This window comes from Acidovorax sp. LjRoot117 (assembly GCF_964252695.1).
Classification (GTDB): domain Bacteria; phylum Pseudomonadota; class Gammaproteobacteria; order Burkholderiales; family Burkholderiaceae_C; genus Acidovorax.
Genome location: NZ_CAXUPO020000018.1, coordinates 88,524 through 107,045 on the forward strand (window position 1 = coordinate 88,524; position 18,522 = coordinate 107,045).

Below are 18,522 nucleotides of genomic sequence, written 5' to 3' on the forward strand. Positions count from 1 at the left end.
CCTGCAAATGACGGACCGATCGCCCGGAGGGCTCAATGGGATCTGATTTTTCGGTCGGATACTGGGAACAGAACCCCGATGCGTTGCTGGTGCTGTCCCCGCAGGGCGCGGTGCTCCACTGGAACGCGGCGGCCGAGGCGATATTTGGCTACACCGAGTCCGAGGCCCGGGGCCGGCCCATTGCCGAGCTCATCGTGCCCGCCGACCAGGTGCGGGAGGAAGAAAGCATCCGCGCCCAGGCGCTGCGCGGCTCGACCACCGTGCACGAGTCGGTGCGCCGGCGCAAGGATGGCTCGCTCGTGCACGTCAACGTCTCGACCAAGGCGGTGCGCGATGCGGACGGAGAAGTGCTTTATTTCCTGTCGAGCAAGAAGGACGTCACCCAGCTCAAGGTGCAGCGGGATGCCAAGCTGCTGGAAGCGCGTTTTCGCGACCTGCTCGAATCCACGCCCGATGCGATCGTGATGGTCAACGTGACGGGCCGCATCGTGCTCGTGAACTCGCAGGCCGAGCGCCTGTTCGGCTATGTGCGGTCAGAGCTGATCGGGCAGTCGATCGAGACGCTGCTGCCCCACCGCTACCGCGGCGCGCACCTGGGCCACCGCAGCGGCTTCTTTGCCCAGCCGCGCACGCGCACCATGGGCGCGGGGCTGGAGCTGTACGGGCTGCGCAAGGGCGGGGACGAGTTCCCGGTGGAGATCAGCCTGAGCCCGCTCGTCACCGAGGAAGGCACGATGGCGATGACGGCCATCCGCGACATCACCGACCGCAAGCGGGCCGACCAGAAGTTCAAGGACCTGCTGGAAGCGGCGCCGGACGCCATGGTCATCGTCAACCGGGACGGGCGCATCGTGCTGGTCAACTCTCAGGCCGTGAAGTTGTTCGGCTGGAGCCGCGAGGAACTGCTGGGCCAGCCGGTCGAACTCCTGGTTCCCCGCCGGTTCGCGCAGCGCCACCCCGAGCACCGCCACGGCTTCTTCGCCGAGCCGCGCGCCCGCTCCATGGGCGCGGGGCTCGACCTGTACGGCCTGCGCAAGGACGGCAGCGAATTCCCGGTGGAGATCAGCCTGAGCCCGCTCGACACGGAGGAGGGCCTGTTCGTGTCGAGCGCGATCCGCGATGTCACCGAGCGCAAGCTCATCGAGCGGGCGCTGCGCGACAAGAATCTGGAGCTTGAAAATGCGGCGCTGGTCAAAGACCGCTTCCTGGCCAGCATGTCCCACGAGCTGCGCACCCCGCTCAACGCCATCATCGGCTTCACCGGCACATTGATCATGCAGCTGCCCGGCCCGCTCAACCCCGAGCAGGACAAGCAGCTGCGCATCGTGCAGACCGGAGCGCGCCACCTGCTGTCGCTCATCAACGACCTGCTGGACGTGGCCAAGCTCAGCGCCAACAAGGCATCGTTCAACCTGGAGGCGCTCGACGGCCGCAGCCTGGTCGAAGAAGTCGCCGCCACGCTCGAGCCCGAGGCCCGGCGCAAGGGCCTGGCCTTTGCCGTGCACCTGCCCCCGGGTGCCGTGCCGCTGTACACCGACCGCAGGGCGGTCAGCCAGATCCTCATCAACCTGGTGGGCAATGCGATCAAGTTCACGTCCGGGGGCAGCGTGGACGTGACGCTGGAGACCGCCACCCAGGCCACGAGGCGCACGGTCCGTGTCAGCGTGCGGGACACCGGGCCCGGCATCCCTGTGCAAGAGCAGTCGCGCCTGTTCGAGGCTTTTTCCCGGGTGGAGACGGCGGAGCGCAGGCACCAGGAGGGCACGGGCCTGGGCCTGCACCTGAGCCGCAAGCTGGCCGAGGCGCTGGGCGGGAGCGTGGACTTTGAAAGCACGCAAGGTCAGGGCAGCGTCTTTACCGTGGAAATTCCGGAGAGCAGCGCATGACACAGAGAGCCACGATTTTGGTCATCGAGGACGATGAGGCCAGCCGCCAGTTGGTCATCTACCTGCTGGAGGACGCGGGCCACCGCGTGCTGGCCGCAGAAAACGGTGCGCTGGGCCTGGCGATGGCCCTGGCCGAGGGGCCGGACGTGATTCTGTGCGACCTGCAGATGCCCGTGATGAACGGCTACGAGGTGGCGCACAACCTGCGTTCCAACTCCAGTTGGCGCGTGGTGCCCCTGGTCGCGGTGACGGCGTTCTCCATGCCCGGCGACCGCGAGAAGGCGCTGGAGGTGGGCTTTGACGACCACCTCTCCAAACCCATCACGCCCGAGACCTTCGTGCGCCAGATCGAGGCGTTTCTCGGCCCGTCCTTCCACTCACCGCCAGGCGCGGCCTGACACGGCGGAGCGCGCATGGCCAAGATTCTCGTCGTCGACGACATCCCGGCGAACCGGGCGCTGGTGGTGACGCTGGTGGGGCACAGCGGCCACCAGGCGCTGGAGGCGTCCGATGGCGCCCAGGCGTTGGCCATGGTGCGCGCCGAGCGGCCCGATCTGGTGATCTCCGACATCCTGATGCCCACGATGGACGGCTTCGAGTTCGTGCGGCAGATGCGTGCCGACCCCGAACTGGCCGGCACGCAGGTGATCTTCTACAGCGCGCACTACCGCGAGCAGGAGGCGCGCAACCTCGCGGCAGCCTGCGGCGTGCGCCAGGTGCTGGCCAAGCCCTGCGAGCCGCAGGACATCCTGGCGGCCATCGAGCAGGCGCTGACCGAGGTGGCCCCGCCCGCACCACATCTGGAGCGCAGCTTCCAGACGCAGCACCTGCAGCTGATGACCGACAAGCTCAACGGCAACGTGGCCGAGCTCGAAGCCATGAACCGCCGCCTGGCGGCGCTCACCGACCTGAACCTGCAACTGGCCTCCGAGCGCGACCCCCAGGTGCTGCTGGCCAACGTCTGCCGTGGCGCGCGGGAGCTGGTGGGGGCGCAGTATGTGGTGCTGTGCGTGGTGCGCAAGGACATCCACGCATCGCTCGTGTGCACCAGCGGCATCGAGGCCGCCACCACCGGTGCGCCGGATCTGCCGGTGGTCTCGCACGGCCTGCTCGGGCGGGTGCGCGCCCAGCGCCGCGCCCAGCGGTTCGTGCAAGCTGGCGGCGACCCGCGGTCCGTGGGGCTGCCTGCGGGCTACCCGGCCCTGCACACCGCGGTGATCGCGCCCATCACCTCGCTGTCGTTTTCGTATGGCTGGCTGTGCCTGGTCAACAAGCTGGGCGCAGCGGAGTTCAGTGCCGAGGATGAAAAGATCCTGTCCATCCTGGGCGCGCAGGTGGGCCGCATCTATGAAAACGGCAGTCTCTACGCCGAGGTGCAGCGGCACGCGGACCGGCTGCAGCTGGAGGTGCTGGAGCGCAAGCGCGTCATCGAGGAACTGCGGGCCAGCGAGGCCGGCCTGCACCGCGCGCAGGTGCTGGCCAAGATCACGCACGTGATCAGCGGGCGCGATGGCGTCTTCGAAAGCTGGCCCGATACCTGTCCTGCCATGCTGGGCGTTACGCCCGAGGCCATGCCGCAGTCGGCCCGGGAGTGGCTGGCCCGCGTGTACCCCGACGACCAGCCCCTGTACCGCGCACGGGCCCAGCAGGCCGGGCGGCAACGCGTGCGCATGGATTTCACCTACCGGCTGGTGCGTGCCGATGGCGCGCTGCTCCACCTGCGCCAGGTGATGGAGCCCCTGCCTCCCGAAGACGGTGCGCCCGAGAAGTTCCGCTGGTTCAACACCATCCAGGACATCAGCGTACAAAAGCGCGCCGAAGAGGCCCTGCGCGAGAGCGACCGGCGCTTCAACGACATGCTGGACAAGGTCGAGATGATCTCCGTCATGCTCGACAACGAAGGCCGCGTCACCTACTGCAACGACTACCTGCTCAAGCTCACCGGCTGGCAGCACGAGGAGGTGGCGGGCCAAAGCTGGTTCGCGCTGTTCCTGCCGCCCGAGCAGACGCACATCCGCCAGGTGTTTGCCGACGTGCTGGCGGGGCGGTCCTCGACCTGGCACTACGACAACGAGATCGTCACCCGCTCGGGCGAGCGTCGGCTGGTGCACTGGAACAACACCGTCCTGCGCTCCGTGGGCGGCCAGGTCACGGGCGTCGCGGCACTGGGCGAGGACATCACCGAGCGCAAGGAGGCCGAGCGCAAGATCAAGCGCCTCAACCGCGTGTATGCCATGCTCAGCGGCATCAACACCCTGATCGTGCGCGTTCGCAACCGTGAAGAGCTCTTTCAGGGCGCCTGCCGCGTGGCCGTGGAAGCCGGGCAGTTCAAGATCGCCTGGGTGGGCCGCGTGGACGAGGCCCAGATGAAGCTCGTGCCGGTGGCGCTGGCCGGGGCCGAGCCCGAGTTCCTGGTGCGCGTGCGGGAACGGCTGGGCCTGTACGCACAGCCCACCGCGGGCGAGGCGCTGAGCGCCGAGGTGGCCCGTACCGGGCAGCCGGCGGTGTGCGACGACGTGCGCGGCGACCCCCGCATCGTGCTGCCCGACCTGCTCGCGCAGCACGGCGTGGCATCGCTGGCCATGCTGCCGCTGATGGTGGCGAACAAGGTGGTGGGCGTGCTCGCGCTGTTCTCCGAAGAGGTGGGCTTCTTCGACGCGGTCGAGGTCAAGCTGCTGATGGAGCTGGCCGGCGACATCGGCTTTGCGCTCGACCACCTCGACAAGGAAGAGCGCCTGAGCTACCTGGCCTTCTACGACGAGATCACCGGCCTGCCCAACCGCACGCTGTTCTTGGAGCGCAGCGCCCAGCACCTGCGCTCGCGCGAGGGCTCCCGGGCCCTGCAGGGCCTGGCGCTCATGGACATCAGCCGGTTTCGCTTCGTCAACGACACGCTGGGGCGCCAGCGGGGCGATGAGCTGCTGCGGCAGGTGGGCGAGCGTCTGCAGAAAGCCGCTGGCGAGGCCTATGGCGTGGCGCGCATCGGCATCAACAGCTTTGGCATCTCGGTCACCGACGCCCGCGACGCCGATGCCGTGGCCCTGGCGGTGGACCACCTGATGCGCAGCTGCTTTGATGCGCCCTTCGTTCTGGGCGACACCGAACTGCGCATGGCCGCCAAGGCCGGCGTGGCCTTGTACCCGCTGGACGGCGCCGATGCAGAGGCCTTGCTGCGCAACGCCGAGGCCGCGGCGAACAAGGCCAAGGCATCGGCAGAAAGCCTGCTGTTCTACACCGCGGGCATGAACACCCGCGTGGCCGAGACACTGAGCCTGGAAGGGCGCCTGCGCCAGGCCCTGGAAGAGGGCCAGTTCGTGCTGCACTACCAGCCCAAGCAGCGCCTGGCGGACGGCCAGATCGTGGGCGCCGAAGCCCTGATCCGCTGGAACGACCCGCGCCGCGGCCTGGTGCCGCCGGGGCTCTTCATCCCGGTGCTGGAGGAGACCGGCCTCATCTACGACGTGGGCCGCTGGGCCCTGCAGCAGGCGCTGCAGGACAACCAGCGCTGGCGCCACGCGGGCCACACGGCGCTGCGCGTGGCGGTCAACGTGTCGGCCCTGCAGCTGCGCCACCGCAACTTCATCGCCGAAGTGCGGCAGGCCCTAGCGTTCGATGCCGGCGCCGGTGCGGGGCTGGAGCTCGAGCTCACCGAAAGCATGGTGATGGACGATGTGGAGCACAGCCGCCGCAGCCTGCACGCGCTGCGCGAGATGGGCATCACCGTGGCCATCGACGACTTCGGCACGGGCTTCTCGTCGCTGAGCTACCTGGCCACGCTGCCCGCGGACACGCTCAAGATCGACCGGTCCTTCGTCATGGGCATGGACACCACCTCGCAAGGCCACGTGCTGGTGTCCACCATCATCAACCTGGCGCACTCGCTGGCGCTCAACGTGGTGGCCGAAGGGGTCGAGACACATGACCAGTTGCGCCGCCTGGCACTGCTGGGTTGCGATGAAATCCAGGGCTACCTGCTGAGCCGCCCCCTGCCGGTCGAGGCGTTCGAGCAGCAGTTCCTGGGCGCGCACCCGGCGGCGCCGTCGCTCTGACCTGACGCCGCCCCTGGTGAGGGGTGTGGCTCAGCCCGCCTGACTCTGCGACGCGGAGCCAGAGCCAGAGCCCTGTGCCAGGCTCGCAAACCGCGCCAGCAGGCCGTTGGCGGCCGGGGTGGCCGCCACCGCGGCGTGCAGCGCCTGCACATCGACCCCGCCGCGGTGCAACGACGGCGCGAACAGCCGCACATAGTCCTGCATCACCGTCTGGGTGAACTCGGGGTGGAACTGCACGCCCCAGGCACAGGGCCCGGCGCGAAAGGCGTGGTGCGCCTCGTGGCCGTTGGCGGCCAGCGGCACTGCGCCAGCCGGCAGGCGCCGCACCGATTGCTCGTGGACGGTGTGGGCCGCAAACTCCAGGGGCAGCCCGCCGAGCAACGGGTCGCCTGCGGCTGCGGGCAGGCACTGCACGGCCACGCTGCCGATCTCCAGGCCCGCCGGGTGGTGCGCCACTTCGCCGCCCAGCGCGTGCGCCAGCAGCTGGTGCCCGTAGCAGATGCCCAGCAGCGGGGTGGCGCCTTGCACCAGCCGGACCAACCACTGCGCCGTGCGCTCGCTCCAGGCCTCCCGGTCGGTCACCATGGCCGGAGAGCCCGTGACGACCACCCCGGCGATCTCGTCCTGCGCAGGCCATTCGGGCAGCGCCCGCGCGTCGAGGGTACGGATCTGCAGCGCACTGCCGCCGGGGCCCGCGCGCAGGCCCTGTGCGATCCAGTCTTCAAAGTCCCCATGCGCCGCGCGCAAAGGCGCCGGGGCCACGCCGGTCTTGATGATCCACAGCGCTGGGGCGGTGGACGCTGGCACAGGGGATGCTTCTACAGGGTGGCTCATGGCGCTGCATTGTGAAGCACCCCGGCAGCCGCAGGTGCGCGCGGCATCGCTGCCCTGGCGTTCGCGGAAAAATCCAGCGTCCGCGTGCCGACCGCCGCGGCAATGTGCTCGTCGTGCGTCACCAGCATCAGCGCGGCGCCGGTCTCCCGCACCGCCGCCAGCAGCACGCCCAAGGCCTCCTGCTGGGTGATGGGGTCCAGCCGCGATGTCGGCTCGTCGGCGAACAGCAGCGCGGGTTGTGCCAGCAGCACGCGCGCCAGCGCGATGCGCTGCAGCTCGCCGCCAGAGACCTGCTCGGGCCTGCGTGCGAGCAGGCTTTCGGGAATGCGCAGCTGCTGCAGCCGCTGCAGCACCGCAGCCCAGGCGTGGCCGTGCAGGCGGGCCGCATCGCGCAGCGACTGCGCCAGGCTGGCGTGCGGCGCAAACGACGATACCGGATCCTGGTAGAGCTTTTGAAAAGCATGCGGCCGCAGCTGCGGCGCGCGCTGCACGCTGCCGGTGTCCGGCGCCAACAGGCCCAGCAGCACATTGCCCAGCGTGCTCTTGCCGGTGCCGCTCGGGCCCTGCACGGCGATGCGTTCGCCAGCGTGAAGGTCCAGGTCCATGGCTGCGAACAGGCTGCGGCCACCGTAGGACTTGGCAATGCCGCGCGCCTGCACCACGGTGTCTCCAGGCGTGGGCGCCGCAAAGGCATCCCACCGCGCGGGATCTGCCGCCAGCAACTGCCGGGTGAAGGGGTGCGATGGCCGGGTGGCTACGGTGGCGATGTCGCCATGCTCCACCACCTGGCCTTCGCGCAGCACGATCACTTGGCCGCCCAGCGCCTGGGCCACCGCCAGGTCGTGCGTGATGGTCAGCAGGCAGCCACCCGCGGCCAGCACACCGCGGAAGAGGTCGATGGTGCGGTCGCGCCAATGGGCATCCAGGCCCTTGGTGGGCTCATCCACCATCAGCACCTGCGCGCCGCCCGCCAGGGTGATGGCCGCGACCGCGCGCTGGGCCATGCCGCCCGACAGCTGCCAGGGGTAGTGCCGCGTTGCCTCGCCCAGCCCCGCTGCAGCCAGCTGGGCCTGCGCCAGCCCCTTCGCTTGCGGCCAGCCCCGGCCATGCAGCAGCGCATGCACCTCGGCCAGTTGCGGCGCCAGCCGGTTCAGGGGGTTGAGCGCCAGCGACGGCTCCTGCGGCAGCAGCGCCAGCCGCCGGCCCCACAGCGCGCGCCGCGCTGCAGCGTCGTCGGCGCGGGTGGTGGTGCCCTCGATGGTGATGCTGCCGGTGGCTTTGAGCGCGGGCGGCAGGTTGCCCATGATGGCCTGGGCCAGCAGCGACTTGCCCGCGCCGCTTTCGCCCACCAGGGCCAGCGCTTCGCCGGGCTGGAGCGTGAACGCGATGTCCCGCAGCAGGTGCCTGCCGTTGACCTGAATGCCCAGGCCGTCCACGGCCAGCAGGGCGGGTGATGAGAGGGTGGTGGTTGTCATGCAGTCTCCCGCTCGGGTTGCAGCAGCATCATGGCGGCCACCAGGCACACCAGCAGCGCCACCGGCGCGGCGATGAGCCACGGCGCTTCCTGGTAGTAGGGCATCGACTCGGTCATCATCAAGCCCAGCTCGGGCGTGGGCGGTTGAATGCCCACGCCCACGAATCCCAAGGCCGCCAGCGACAGCACGGCCTGCGCCGTGCTGAAGGCCAGCAGCGTGCCCAGCGTGGGCGCCAGCGCCGGCAGCAGGTGCCGGCGCAGCACGTAGCCGCGCCCAAAGCCCAGCAGGCGCGACGCCTGCACCGCGTCGCCCGCCAGCACGGGGCGCGCCACGGCGCGGCTCACGCGGAAGTACTCCACCCACAGCGCGAGGGCCAGCCCCACGTACAGCGCAGCCAACTGGCCCGGCGCGATGGCGGCGATCAGCAGCACCAGCAGCAGGCCTGGTATGGCCAGCGCGGCGTCCGACAGCATGACCAGCGCCCGCTCGGTGCGGCCTCCGCGCCACGCGGCCGCAATGCCCAGCAGCGTGCCGGGAATGGCCGCGCTGAATGCCGCCAGCAGCGCCATGCCCAGCGACAGCTGCGCCGCATGCGCCAGCCGCGCCAGGCCCGAGCGGCCCAGCACGTCGGTGCCCAGCCAGTGCTGCGCGCTGGGCGGTGCCAACTGGTTGCGCAGGTCTTGCGCCACCGGGCTGGCACCGATGAGCCAGGGGCCCAACGCTGCAAACGCAGCCAGCAGCCCGAGCAGCACCAGGCCCAGAGCCGTGCGCCAGCGGACGCGGGGGCGGGGCAGGCCCTGCGCAGGTGCCATCGGCATCGTGGAAGGCGTGGGGATCGCGCTCATGCCGACACCCCCTTGGCATGGCGCGGATCGAGCGCCACGCAGGCCGCATCCACCACCAGATTGAACGTGACGAACAGCAGCCCCATGCACAGGGCCGCGCCCTGGATCATCGGAATGTCGCGCCCGAACACGGCATGCACCAGCGCGTGGCCGATGCCGGGCCAGGCAAACAGCGTCTCCACCACCACCGCGCCCTCCACCAAGAACAGCGCCTGCACGCCCAGGTAGGCTGCCACAGGCACTGCCGCATTGCGCAGGCCATGGCGCACCAGCGCCTGCAGGTCCGACAGGCCCTTGGTGCGGGCAAACTCGAACGATGGCGACTGCACCACGTCCTGCATGGCCGCGCGCGTCACGCGGGCCAGCCCGGCGGCCAGGCCCAGGCCCAGTGTCAGCGCGGGCAGCACCAGGCTGGCGTGGCTTTCATCGCCCGCCACAGGCAGAAAGCCCCAGTGCACGGCCACCAGCAGCATCAGCAGCACCGACAGCAAAAACGGTGGCGTGGCGCGCAGCACCACGCTCAGCACCCAGCTGGTCTTGTCTACCCAGCCGCCCGGCCGCAGGCCGGCCCACAGGCCCATGGGCACGCCCAGGACGAAGGCCAGGCCCAGCGCGGCCGCCGACAGCCGCAGCGTGGCGGCCAGGTGGTGAGCCACTTCTTCCCACACCGGCGCTTGCGTAACCAGCGACAGGCCCAGGTTCAGCGTCGCGATGTCGCGCCACCAGTGCAGCAGGGCCCAGGCGGCGGGCTGGTTCAGCCCCAGTTCGGCGCGCACCGTGTCGGCGGCGGCATTGCTCACGAGGTCGTAGCCGTAGCGGCCCGCCGCGATGCGGGTGGCCAGGTCGCCGGGCAGCGAGCGCACCATCAAAAAGCACAGCGTGCCGATGATGAGTGCCAAGGCCACCACCTGCACCAGGCGGCGCGCGGCCAGGGCCCACAAAGGGTTGAGCGGGCGGGTCATGTCGTTTGCCATTCCATGGAAGTGATGCGGTAGGAGCGCTCCAGCGGGTCCAGCGTGACGCCGCGCACGCGCGGGTTCACGGCCACGTGCTGGCGGTACCAGGCCACGGGGATCACGGGCAGCTCGTCCTGCAGGGCGTGGGTGATGCGCTGGCGCAGCAGCGTGGCGCGCTCGGGCGTGGCGGCGGTGCGGGCGAGCTCTTGCAGCGACTGCACCACGGCGTCGCTGTGCCAGCCCATGGCGCCCCAGTCGCCGCCCTGGGCCGAAAAGTCCTGCGCCAGCGTGCCCGTGGGGTCGGGCACGTTGGCATAGTTGCGCGCGGCCAGTGCCAGCTGCAGGCTGCCGTCGCGGTGGCCCAGCGGTACGTCGCCAGAGTTGCCGATGCTCACCTTGACGGCAATGCCGGCCAGGCGCCACTGCTCTTGCAACGCGGTGGCGATCAGCGGCAGCTCGGGCCGGTCGAGAAAGGTGCGGATGCTCAGTGCCAGCGGTTGACCGTCAGGGCTGCGCAGGCCGTCGCCATGGCGCTGCCAGCCTGCGTCCTGCAACAGGCGCGCGGCGGCTTCGGGGTCGTGCCGCAGCGGGGGTAGCGCCCGGTTGTGCCAGGCGGCCAGCGTGGGCGGCAGCAACTGGGTGGCGGCCAGGTTCTCGTCGCCCATCAGCGCATGGGCAATGGCGCCCCGGTCGATGGCCAGGCTGAGCGCCTGTCGCACGCGCACGTCGCGCAGCGCGGGCAGGCCGGCATTGAGCTTGATGATGACGGTGCGCGGCAGCGTGACCGACGCCAGCCCCACCTTCTGGTGGCGGCGCAGCCGGCGCAGGCTGGCCGGGTCCAGCCCGTAACCCAGGTCGGCCTGGCCGCCTTCGGCCATCAGCGCGCGGGTTTCAGGCCGGCTGGCGGCCAGGTACTGCACGGCGGCGATGGCGGGCCGGGGCCCGTCGAAGCCGTCGAACACCACCGTTTCGACGTGCTGCGGCGGCACCAGCACCGCAATGCGGTACGGCCCGCTGCCCACGATGGACTGCACCTTGCCGCCGCGCCCGTAACTGGCCGGTGCCAGCACCATGGTGCTGCTGTGCGCCAGCAGCGCGGGCAGGGCGGCGTGGGGGCGGTTGAGCCGCACCACCACGGTGTGATCGCCCTGCGCTGCAATGCCGGCAATGGGCGCATGGCTGAGCAGCGCGGGCGGCACCTGCGCGTCCTGCAGGCAGCGCACCACGGCAGCGGCCGTCACCGGGCTGCCATCGTGAAACCGTGCGCCCGGGCGCAGGTCGAACTGCCACGCCAGCCCGTCTGCCGAGGTGCGCCAGCGCTGGGCCAGCGCACCTTCGGGGCGGCCATCATCGCCGGCGCCCATCAGCGTTTCGGCGACCTGCAGGCGGGTGAACATGTAGCCGCTTTGCGCAGGCGCCAGCCCGCTGATCTCCCACGGGCCCACGATGCGCAGCGGCGTGGTGCTATGGGGCGCTTTCGGCTGAGCCTGGGCCAGCGCGGGCAGGGCGGCCCCGGCCAGCGCAGCGGCAGGCCACTGCAGGGTGCTGCGCCGGGTGATGCGGGACTCTTCGGAAATCAAGGGGTGGTGCTGGTGCAATGTCGTCATACGGGTTCGCGCCGAATCACTCCATACCCCAATCCGTTCGGGCTGAGCCTGTCGAAGCCTCGCGCGGCGTTTCGACTGCGCCCAGTGAACGGTTCGGGTATTTTGGGAAGCAGCTGGGTGTCAGAACTTGGCCTGCAGGCCTGCGGTGAGGGTGCGCGCCGTGCCTGGCGTGACCCACACCCGGCTGTACGAGCTGGTGTAGTGCTTGGCATTGAACAGGTTGTCCACGTCGAGCGTGACGCTCAGCGTGGGGCTCAGGCGCCAGTACGCCACCAGCTTGGCGGTGGTGTAGCTGGGCAGATCGAAGCTGGCCGTGCCCGCATTGGCCTCGGCCTGCGTGCGCGCCTGGCCCAGGCGCTGGCCCATGTGGGTGATGCCGCCGCCCACGCCGTAGCGCTGCCCGTTGGCCAGTGCGTCTTCATACACAGCCAGCACGCTGCCGTTGACGCGGGGCACATTCAACAGCCGGCCGCCGACTTCGAGCAGGTTGTCGCGGGCGATGCTCACGTCGTTGATCACCAGGCTGGCGTTCACGCGCCAGTGCGCGCCGAGCCGGCCGGCCAGGTCCAGCTCCAGCCCGCGGCTGCGCACCTCGCCGGCGGCCACCGAGAACCCTGCGTTGGCCGGGTCGCTGGTCAGCACATTGCGCTTGCGGATGTCGAAGAGAGCGGCGGTGGCGCCGATGCGCTTGTCGCTGCTCTCCCACTTGGCACCAAGCTCCAGTGCGCGGGATTTTTCAGGGTCGAAGCCATTGCCTGCGACGTCGGAGCCCGTGTTAGGGCGGAACGAACGGCCCGCGTTGGCGTACACCGTCCACGCATCGGTGGGCAGCCAGCTCACGCCCAGGCGGGGCGACACGGCCGACGGGCTCTGCGCGGTGGTGCGCTGCGTGAGGCGGTTGTTGAGCGACTGGTCGTAGTTGTCGGCGCGCAGGCCGGCCATCACGCGCCACTGCGCGCCCAGCTTGATGGTGTCCTGCAAGTACAGGGCGGTGTTGCGCTGCATTTCCAGCGTGTCGGTATTGCGGCCCGGCGTGGGCTGGGGCTGGCCGTACGCGGGGTTCAGGATGTCGATGGCATACGGTGCGGCGGTGCTGGGGTTGGCCCGCAGCATCAGCGAATCCATGCTGAAGCGAAAGCTCTCCACGCCCGCCAGCACCTCGTGCTCCAGCGCACCGGCACGCACCGTGCCCTGCAGCGCGGCCTGCAGCGCGATGTCGTCGGACTGGAAGTCACGGTAGCGGCGCTGGCGCGTGAGCGTGCGGTTGTCGGGCCGCAGCGCGGTGGGCTCGGTCGAAAAGCCCTCCAGGCCCGTCTCGCGGTACGACAGCCCGGCGCGGCTGCGCCAGTCGGGGTTCCATTCGTGGGACAGCACCAGCTGGTGCGTCTGGTTGCGCACGGTGACGTTGCCATCGGCCGGCTCGCCCAGAAAGCGGCTCACGGGGATGGCGCCCAGACGGTTGTTGACCGCCACCACGCCCCGGTCGAGCGGCGTGGCGTGGCGCAGGAACTCGGCGGTGTATTCGAGCACCGTGTCGGGCGTGAGCTTCCAGGTCAGCGCGGGGGCCACCACCTGGCGCTGTGCATCCACATGGTCGCGAAAGCTGCCCCGGTCTTCCACCGCCACGTTCAGGCGGTAGGCCAGCCGGTCGTTGATGGGGCCGGTGGTGTCGAGCGCCGCACGGCCCAGGCGGTTGCTACCGGCGTAGGCCTCCACCGAGTGGGCGGCCTTCCACAGCGGCTTCTTGCTCACGATGTTGAGCGTGCCGCCCGGCTCGCTGCTGCCATAGAGCGCAGCGGCCGGGCCTTTGAGGAATTCGATGCGCTCCACGCCTGCCAAGTCGCGCGGCGCGTTGAAGCCGCGGTTGGACGAAAAGCCGTTGAGCAAGGTCGCCATTCCCGTGTTCTCGTTGCCCGGCAGGCCCCGGATGGCGATGTTGTCCCACAGCCCGCCAAAGCTGTTCTGGCGCGAGACGCCACCCACGTAGTCGAGCACATCGTCCAGCCGCGTGGCGCCCAGGTCGTCCAGCGTCTGGCGCGACATCACGCGCACGGATTGCGGCAGCTCGCGCAGCGGCAGGGTGGTCTTGGCGCCCTCGGCCTCGTCGGCGTAGTAGGCGCCAGAGGCGCTACGGCCGACGACGTCGACGGCGGAGAGGGTGGGTGGGGTGATCACATCGCCGTCTGCGGCGAAGGCGGGGTTGATGGAGGCGAAGAGCGACGCAACCGCCACGGCCGACAACGTGGGGCGCGGCAAGGCCGCTGGGCGTGAAAACGAAAGAGAAGATGACAAAGACGAAGAGCGCATGGCAAACCAGTCCAGAAGCGATGAATGCAAAGCCAGGAGCAGCGTGGCCCACTCCCGCCTGATTCAAGTGGTCAAGGCGGGCGCACAAAGCCGCGTGCCCGTACCCACCCCGGCGGGGTGACTACAAGGCTGAAAAAAGAGGGGGTGCGCTTGAGAGCGCGAGCTGGCGAGGACCTGACGAGCGTCAGGCCCGATGGGCTGGCGGAGGATCGCGTGCAGCAAACGGCCAGCGCACTTGCTGGACCGTGAAGGGGTCTGCGCTTTGCGGCCTGAGCGTGCTGGGTGTTCCGGGAAGCGGTAGCTGGCCGGCCGCCGGTGCATGTGCCAGGCCTGCTTCTAGCGCATGGGTTAAACACAAGGCGCACGTGCCGGCTGTACTTTCGCTGTGTTGGCCGCTGGCTGGGGTGTCTGTTGCATACGCCTCCACATCGCCTACGGCTGTCGAAACCGTGGCGCTAGCTACCACCTCCTGGATATGCCGTGCCTCATGCAGGGGCACACCCGCCAGGGCGTTGAACAACGCCACCAGCACAAGCGCGATGTGGAAGGGCAGGGCGGAGATGGTGCGGCGCAGCATGAGGGTTGCGAATCATACTCAACCGCGGGTATCGGATTGGCGGGCAAGTCGTTCCGCCATGAAGTGACGGGGAGTTAAAAGCCGTTGATCCGCCCCACGTGGAGGACAGGTTTCGATGCTTTGGGGATGGCGCGAAATGGTCGGGGAAGCACGCTCCGCTGGGCTTGCTAACTGAGGTCGGACCGAATGAAGGGCAGTCGGTTTAACGGCCAACGATTGACTTCAGCGGCGGCCGTAGGCCGTCCGCTGGAATGACGGGTTAGAACTCGGCTCACGGAGCAGCCTCGGCGACTGTGCCTTGATGAAAGATCATTTGCCACTGCTCAGCCCGACGCTGCCAGATAGAACTACGAAGGGTCAGCCTCGACGGATGCGACTGGCGAACTGCTTTGTACGTAACTAACGCGACGTGGGACTCTAGCATTTGAACCTTGAAGTCGCTTGCATGGACCTGCATTGGTTGCTCCGCCTGAAGGGCCGACACGATTTGCACTTTGTTGAAGACGCGGCCAGAACTTCCGAATTCGACGAAGCCGTCGGCCAGCAACCGCGAAACCGCCTCTGACTTGCGCGCAGCGGGCTGCAGGAGCAGCAGCTCGTACTCCTGCAGCAAATTCTCGATGGACAGCTGCTCTTGCATGCGAGTTCTAACGTTGAATTCAGCGGGCGCCGAAGGCGCTCGGCTGGAATGCTGGGTTAGAGCTCACCCGGAAGTCTCCATGTCTTGGAAGTTCCTTCGTACTCGAACTCCGCTTGTGCCTTGGCATCTTCCAGTTCTTCGTGCCAAGTGTCGGACTGGCTCTTCCATTGGGCATCGCAGCCAAACAGGTAGAAGGCGGTGTCATCGCTGTACTGACAAATGACGAGACCCGCTGCAGGGCCGAGTACCACGCCACCAACGATCTGCTTCGTGTTACCCGTATGACGGTGACGCTGGTCGATGGGCGTGTAGCACACGACTCTTGCACCTCCGACGTGTGATGGGCACGGATGCATTTGATGGGCCCTAACGGATGAGTTCAGCGGACGCCGAAGGCGGTCCGCTGCAACGCGTGGTTAGGAAAGCAGCGCATCGGGCCCGCTCAACTCGCTTCATTCTGGAGGGAAAGCGATGTGTGGCAGTAGCGGCATGTCTTGTCTTCGCCAGCATTGACACCGCCACACTTTGGGCACTTGATATCGGGCGCCCGATCGCTGAGATCCTGGAGACGCAGGAGGATGATGAGGCCCACGATGTTTAGGAGAGGTAGCAGGACCCCCAGCCACCCGGACCTTCCTTTTGCCTTGGCATAGGCCCAGAACGCCAGCACGATGGCTCCTACTGCAACCCACGCAAGACCGACTGGTGCTCCGCCCGGACCCCAGACATTTCCTGTCTGCGAGCCTTGACCAAAATAGACGATGGCTCCCCCACAACAGACGGCACAGGCAATCGCTGTGTTCGCGATTTGGTTGTATTGCTTGAGCAAGATTCTTCCTAACGTTTGACATGAGAGGCATGACCCGGCTTGCCGGGGCATGTCCTCTCGATGGAAGGGCTAGATGCCCGCGCGATGCCGCTTGAAGCTGGTTGACCCTTGCGTGACGAGCGCACCGACGAGAACCCACCAACGGCCTTGAAAGAAGTGCCGGCTTGCTGCTTTGCGATGGGGGCTAGTTCTGTACTGTGACCCATATCGCACGTGTGTTGCACTGATTGGGACAAGCAAAGACGAAGACCTCGTTGCCTAGGAACAGAACGTAGCCGTCTCTGTATGAGGAGTCCGGTTGCTCTGCCGCGGCAGGCAGTTTCTTGAATTTGTAGGAATCGCTGATCTGGGAAACGAAGGCCATCTTTGCCCCGCATGAACAGACGAACTGCTCAGGTTCTTGAACCCACTCGGGCTTGCCTCCAACGGCGATCTTGTAGCTCGGATTTGCGGGGTGCTCATCAAACTCGAAGGAAACAGGCTCCAGGATTCGCGGACCTAGCGCTGTACGCACCTTACCTGGTAGTGCCAAGAACGCTGCCCAGTTCCCGTCGCCGCCATTCCAGTAGTCGCCCTTGAGATGTGCCTTTGATTCGAACGACGGGATCTCGTTGTGCTCTGGGCACATAAAGATCGAAAGCTGCGACTCGGCTGCGATAGGCAGACCCAACTCGACTGGAACGGCGAACTGCAAGAACAACAACTGCTTTTGGCCACAAAGCCTGCATGTCGGGTACGAAGAATCGTTCGGCAAGATTGCATCGCAGCCACTGCTGTTGCGGCCATCCAAGGGTTCAGACTTTGGGTTCAAGTACAACCGGCGCATTTCGGGCACGTAACGTTTGACATGAGAGGCGCTGGCCGGCTTGCCCGACAGCGTCCTCTCGATGGAAGGGTTAGGCGGCGTGCGCTTCTTCATGCTGCGCGCTCGAGCTCTGCCGCAAGCAAGTCGAATTGCCTTTGAAATCTTGGGCCACAGGATGAGCCAACTCTGCGGACTCGGCTTGCTAGCCCCGAGGTTGCTTTAGCGAGTGCGTGCATCGATGACACGCGAATCTTGGGATCAATGAATGGGCCATTCATCGAATCGTTGATGCCGCAATAGAAGGCGATTCCTCGAACTGCGAGAAAAGCAACTTCAAGGTCTTGATCGGATGCAAGAGTTAACAGTAGGTGTTCTGCCTGTTCACCTTGCCGAGGGTTGAGGCTTGATGCTAGGCAGGCCCGCCAGTTCCTGTCGCGGTTTAGAGAAATGGACTTCAGCGTTAACCAATCTTGCTCGGAAAGTATTGCCATCATTTCAGCTGCATCTTCTGCGCCACCGCCATCGGCCCACTCCATCGAGTCGGCGTCGGAGTTTTGGAGAAGCGTATCAAGGCTGTTTACTGAAGCTTGCATAGCGGATGGCCCCTTGAGCCGCCTAACTTTTGACTTAAGCGGCGCCGTCAGGCGTCCGCTTGAAGGATGGGTTAGGTCTCACGAGACCTCCGCCCGAAACACAACGAAGTGCGGCGACGAACCGTCAAACTCCTTCATCCGATCGCCGAGATGAATGTGTCCATAGTCATCACCCATGCGGTCCATTTCGGCCGCGCAGAAAACGAGAAATTCACTCATCCGACGCAGTTCGCCGGGCGTCGCACACAGCGTGATCTCCGCCAGTTCGCCGGAAACGACGTACTTTGGCTCGACTTCCTGATCCGTATGTCCAAATATCTTCATGCGACTGAGACCTAACGTTGGAGTTAAGCGGCGCCGTTAGGCATCCGCCTTGAACTATGGGTTAGGCAGGCTCCCCGCCAATGCGGAAACATCATTTGCGCCATTTGATAGCCCAATTGTTTTGAGGTGGCCAGCAAGAACGGAGAGATAAAACCTCTCAGAGACTTGGAATTCGTAACCTCCTGGAAGGGCCCAATAACCGTAGATCTCCACTTGGCCTTCCGGTATGCACGCATTCTCGATCTCTCGCTGGTACTCATCCAGGTCTCCGGGATAGATGACTCCGAAACCGCCATTGGAGTCCCCAAACCCGTGACGTGCAGCTGCAAAGGAAGCGAGTTCAGCGGGCGTGCGCCAGTGGGAGATGACTTCCTGAATGCGTGCGACAGTTTCAGAGGAGCTCTGCATGTTTACCGCCTAAAGGACAAGTTCAGTGGGCGGCGCCGATCCACTGCAACGAACGGTTAGAACAGAGAATTTCACGGGGCCAGTTCCCATACTCCCGATGGGGAAATATCAGCTGCTTTCAATTTCATCTGTGAACATAGCTGATTGGCAGCCCACCGCATGTCGTATTGCCAAGTAAAAAATAGATCCGCTGAGGCTTCAAGATCATGCTGATGATGCTTCTAAATGTGCTTGGCAACTTCTACAAGCCGGGCACTACCTCCGAGTGCTTTTAACGCATCGATAACCCAGTCTTGAAGGTCTAATTTTGTCGCCATGACCTGTTCCCCTTATTACGCCTAACGTTGAAGTTCAGCGGACGCCGAAGGCGGTCCGCTGGAACGCCGT

16 protein-coding genes are annotated in these 18,522 nt (G+C 66.9%); 3 read left to right on the forward strand and 13 right to left on the reverse strand.

What is annotated here, in order from left to right; all coding sequences use genetic code 11:
* Positions 1–35 precede the first annotated feature (35 nt).
* The 3 genes from ACSQ3D_RS27095 to ACSQ3D_RS27105 are packed head-to-tail and all read left to right on the forward strand — an operon-like array spanning position 36 to position 5,935.
* Positions 36–1,886, forward strand: coding sequence for a PAS domain S-box protein (locus ACSQ3D_RS27095; protein ID WP_436128898.1), 1,851 nt, complete (start codon positions 36–38; stop codon positions 1,884–1,886).
* Positions 1,883–2,284, forward strand: coding sequence for a response regulator (locus ACSQ3D_RS27100; RefSeq protein WP_056165663.1), 402 nt, complete (start codon positions 1,883–1,885; stop codon positions 2,282–2,284). Before ACSQ3D_RS27095 ends, ACSQ3D_RS27100 begins: the two co-directional genes overlap by 4 nt.
* A 15-nt stretch (positions 2,285–2,299) precedes the next feature.
* Entirely contained in the window at positions 2,300–5,935 is a 3,636-nt protein-coding gene (locus ACSQ3D_RS27105; RefSeq protein WP_436128899.1) for an EAL domain-containing protein, read from the forward strand.
* A 30-nt stretch (positions 5,936–5,965) separates the two neighbouring features.
* Here ACSQ3D_RS27105 and ACSQ3D_RS27110 read toward each other — a convergent pair whose 3' ends face one another.
* From ACSQ3D_RS27110 to ACSQ3D_RS27170, 13 genes are all read right to left on the reverse strand, one after another.
* Positions 5,966–6,769, reverse strand: a complete 804-nt coding sequence (locus ACSQ3D_RS27110) for a glutamine amidotransferase (protein ID WP_436128900.1) — start codon at positions 6,767–6,769, stop codon at positions 5,966–5,968.
* Entirely contained in the window at positions 6,766–8,244 is a 1,479-nt protein-coding gene (locus ACSQ3D_RS27115; RefSeq protein WP_436128901.1) for an ABC transporter ATP-binding protein, read from the reverse strand. Before ACSQ3D_RS27115 ends, ACSQ3D_RS27110 begins: the two co-directional genes overlap by 4 nt.
* Complete coding sequence (locus ACSQ3D_RS27120; RefSeq protein ID WP_436128902.1) at positions 8,241–9,089, reverse strand: ABC transporter permease; 849 nt, start codon at positions 9,087–9,089, stop codon at positions 8,241–8,243. The genes ACSQ3D_RS27115 and ACSQ3D_RS27120 overlap by 4 nt, the downstream gene beginning before the upstream one ends.
* The gene (locus ACSQ3D_RS27125) at positions 9,086–10,051 is read right to left on the reverse strand and encodes an ABC transporter permease (RefSeq protein ID WP_436128903.1); all 966 of its coding nucleotides are present in this window, start codon (positions 10,049–10,051) and stop codon (positions 9,086–9,088) included. Before ACSQ3D_RS27125 ends, ACSQ3D_RS27120 begins: the two co-directional genes overlap by 4 nt.
* Positions 10,048–11,652: an ABC transporter substrate-binding protein gene (locus ACSQ3D_RS27130; protein ID WP_436128904.1), complete on the reverse strand. Its 1,605-nt coding sequence runs from the start codon at positions 11,650–11,652 to the stop codon at positions 10,048–10,050. The genes ACSQ3D_RS27125 and ACSQ3D_RS27130 overlap by 4 nt, the downstream gene beginning before the upstream one ends.
* A gap of 120 nt (positions 11,653–11,772) precedes the next feature.
* A complete protein-coding gene (locus ACSQ3D_RS27135) occupies positions 11,773–13,959 on the reverse strand; it encodes a TonB-dependent siderophore receptor (protein ID WP_436128905.1) in 2,187 nt (728 codons plus the stop codon).
* 184 nt (positions 13,960–14,143) lie between these two features.
* Complete coding sequence (locus ACSQ3D_RS27140; RefSeq protein ID WP_436128906.1) at positions 14,144–14,536, reverse strand: DUF2946 family protein; 393 nt, start codon at positions 14,534–14,536, stop codon at positions 14,144–14,146.
* Between the two features lie 271 nt (positions 14,537–14,807).
* A complete protein-coding gene (locus ACSQ3D_RS27145) occupies positions 14,808–15,176 on the reverse strand; it encodes a DUF4440 domain-containing protein (RefSeq protein WP_436128907.1) in 369 nt (122 codons plus the stop codon).
* A 56-nt stretch (positions 15,177–15,232) separates the two neighbouring features.
* The gene (locus tag ACSQ3D_RS27150; protein WP_436128908.1) at positions 15,233–15,493 is read right to left on the reverse strand and encodes a hypothetical protein; all 261 of its coding nucleotides are present in this window, start codon (positions 15,491–15,493) and stop codon (positions 15,233–15,235) included.
* 696 nt (positions 15,494–16,189) lie between these two features.
* A complete protein-coding gene (locus ACSQ3D_RS27155; protein ID WP_436128909.1) occupies positions 16,190–16,924 on the reverse strand; it encodes a hypothetical protein in 735 nt (244 codons plus the stop codon).
* Positions 16,921–17,403, reverse strand: coding sequence for a hypothetical protein (locus ACSQ3D_RS27160; protein WP_436128910.1), 483 nt, complete (start codon positions 17,401–17,403; stop codon positions 16,921–16,923). The genes ACSQ3D_RS27155 and ACSQ3D_RS27160 overlap by 4 nt, the downstream gene beginning before the upstream one ends.
* Before the next feature lie 78 nt (positions 17,404–17,481).
* Positions 17,482–17,727 (reverse strand): Imm32 family immunity protein, encoded by a 246-nt coding sequence (locus ACSQ3D_RS27165; protein WP_436128911.1) that lies wholly within the window; start codon positions 17,725–17,727, stop codon positions 17,482–17,484.
* A 54-nt stretch (positions 17,728–17,781) separates the two neighbouring features.
* The gene (locus ACSQ3D_RS27170) at positions 17,782–18,135 is read right to left on the reverse strand and encodes a hypothetical protein (protein ID WP_436128912.1); all 354 of its coding nucleotides are present in this window, start codon (positions 18,133–18,135) and stop codon (positions 17,782–17,784) included.
* Positions 18,136–18,522: the final 387 nt, after the last annotated feature.

Excerpts from the sequence above, each read along its gene's own strand:
- ACSQ3D_RS27095 (WP_436128898.1), top strand. The coding sequence starts at position 36 with ATGGGATCTGATTTTTCGGTCGGATACTGGGAACAGAACCCCGATGCG.
- ACSQ3D_RS27100 (WP_056165663.1), top strand. The coding sequence starts at position 1,883 with ATGACACAGAGAGCCACGATTTTGGTCATCGAGGACGATGAGGCCAGC.
- ACSQ3D_RS27105 (WP_436128899.1), top strand. The coding sequence starts at position 2,300 with ATGGCCAAGATTCTCGTCGTCGACGACATCCCGGCGAACCGGGCGCTG.
- ACSQ3D_RS27110 (WP_436128900.1), bottom strand. The coding sequence starts at position 6,769 with ATGAGCCACCCTGTAGAAGCATCCCCTGTGCCAGCGTCCACCGCCCCA.
- ACSQ3D_RS27115 (WP_436128901.1), bottom strand. The coding sequence starts at position 8,244 with ATGACAACCACCACCCTCTCATCACCCGCCCTGCTGGCCGTGGACGGC.
- ACSQ3D_RS27120 (WP_436128902.1), bottom strand. The coding sequence starts at position 9,089 with ATGAGCGCGATCCCCACGCCTTCCACGATGCCGATGGCACCTGCGCAG.
- ACSQ3D_RS27125 (WP_436128903.1), bottom strand. The coding sequence starts at position 10,051 with ATGACCCGCCCGCTCAACCCTTTGTGGGCCCTGGCCGCGCGCCGCCTG.
- ACSQ3D_RS27130 (WP_436128904.1), bottom strand. The coding sequence starts at position 11,652 with ATGACGACATTGCACCAGCACCACCCCTTGATTTCCGAAGAGTCCCGC.
- ACSQ3D_RS27135 (WP_436128905.1), bottom strand. The coding sequence starts at position 13,959 with ATGCGCTCTTCGTCTTTGTCATCTTCTCTTTCGTTTTCACGCCCAGCG.
- ACSQ3D_RS27140 (WP_436128906.1), bottom strand. The coding sequence starts at position 14,536 with ATGCTGCGCCGCACCATCTCCGCCCTGCCCTTCCACATCGCGCTTGTG.
- ACSQ3D_RS27145 (WP_436128907.1), bottom strand. The coding sequence starts at position 15,176 with ATGCAAGAGCAGCTGTCCATCGAGAATTTGCTGCAGGAGTACGAGCTG.
- ACSQ3D_RS27155 (WP_436128909.1), bottom strand. The coding sequence starts at position 16,924 with ATGAAGAAGCGCACGCCGCCTAACCCTTCCATCGAGAGGACGCTGTCG.
- ACSQ3D_RS27160 (WP_436128910.1), bottom strand. The coding sequence starts at position 17,403 with ATGCAAGCTTCAGTAAACAGCCTTGATACGCTTCTCCAAAACTCCGAC.
- ACSQ3D_RS27165 (WP_436128911.1), bottom strand. The coding sequence starts at position 17,727 with ATGAAGATATTTGGACATACGGATCAGGAAGTCGAGCCAAAGTACGTC.
- ACSQ3D_RS27170 (WP_436128912.1), bottom strand. The coding sequence starts at position 18,135 with ATGCAGAGCTCCTCTGAAACTGTCGCACGCATTCAGGAAGTCATCTCC.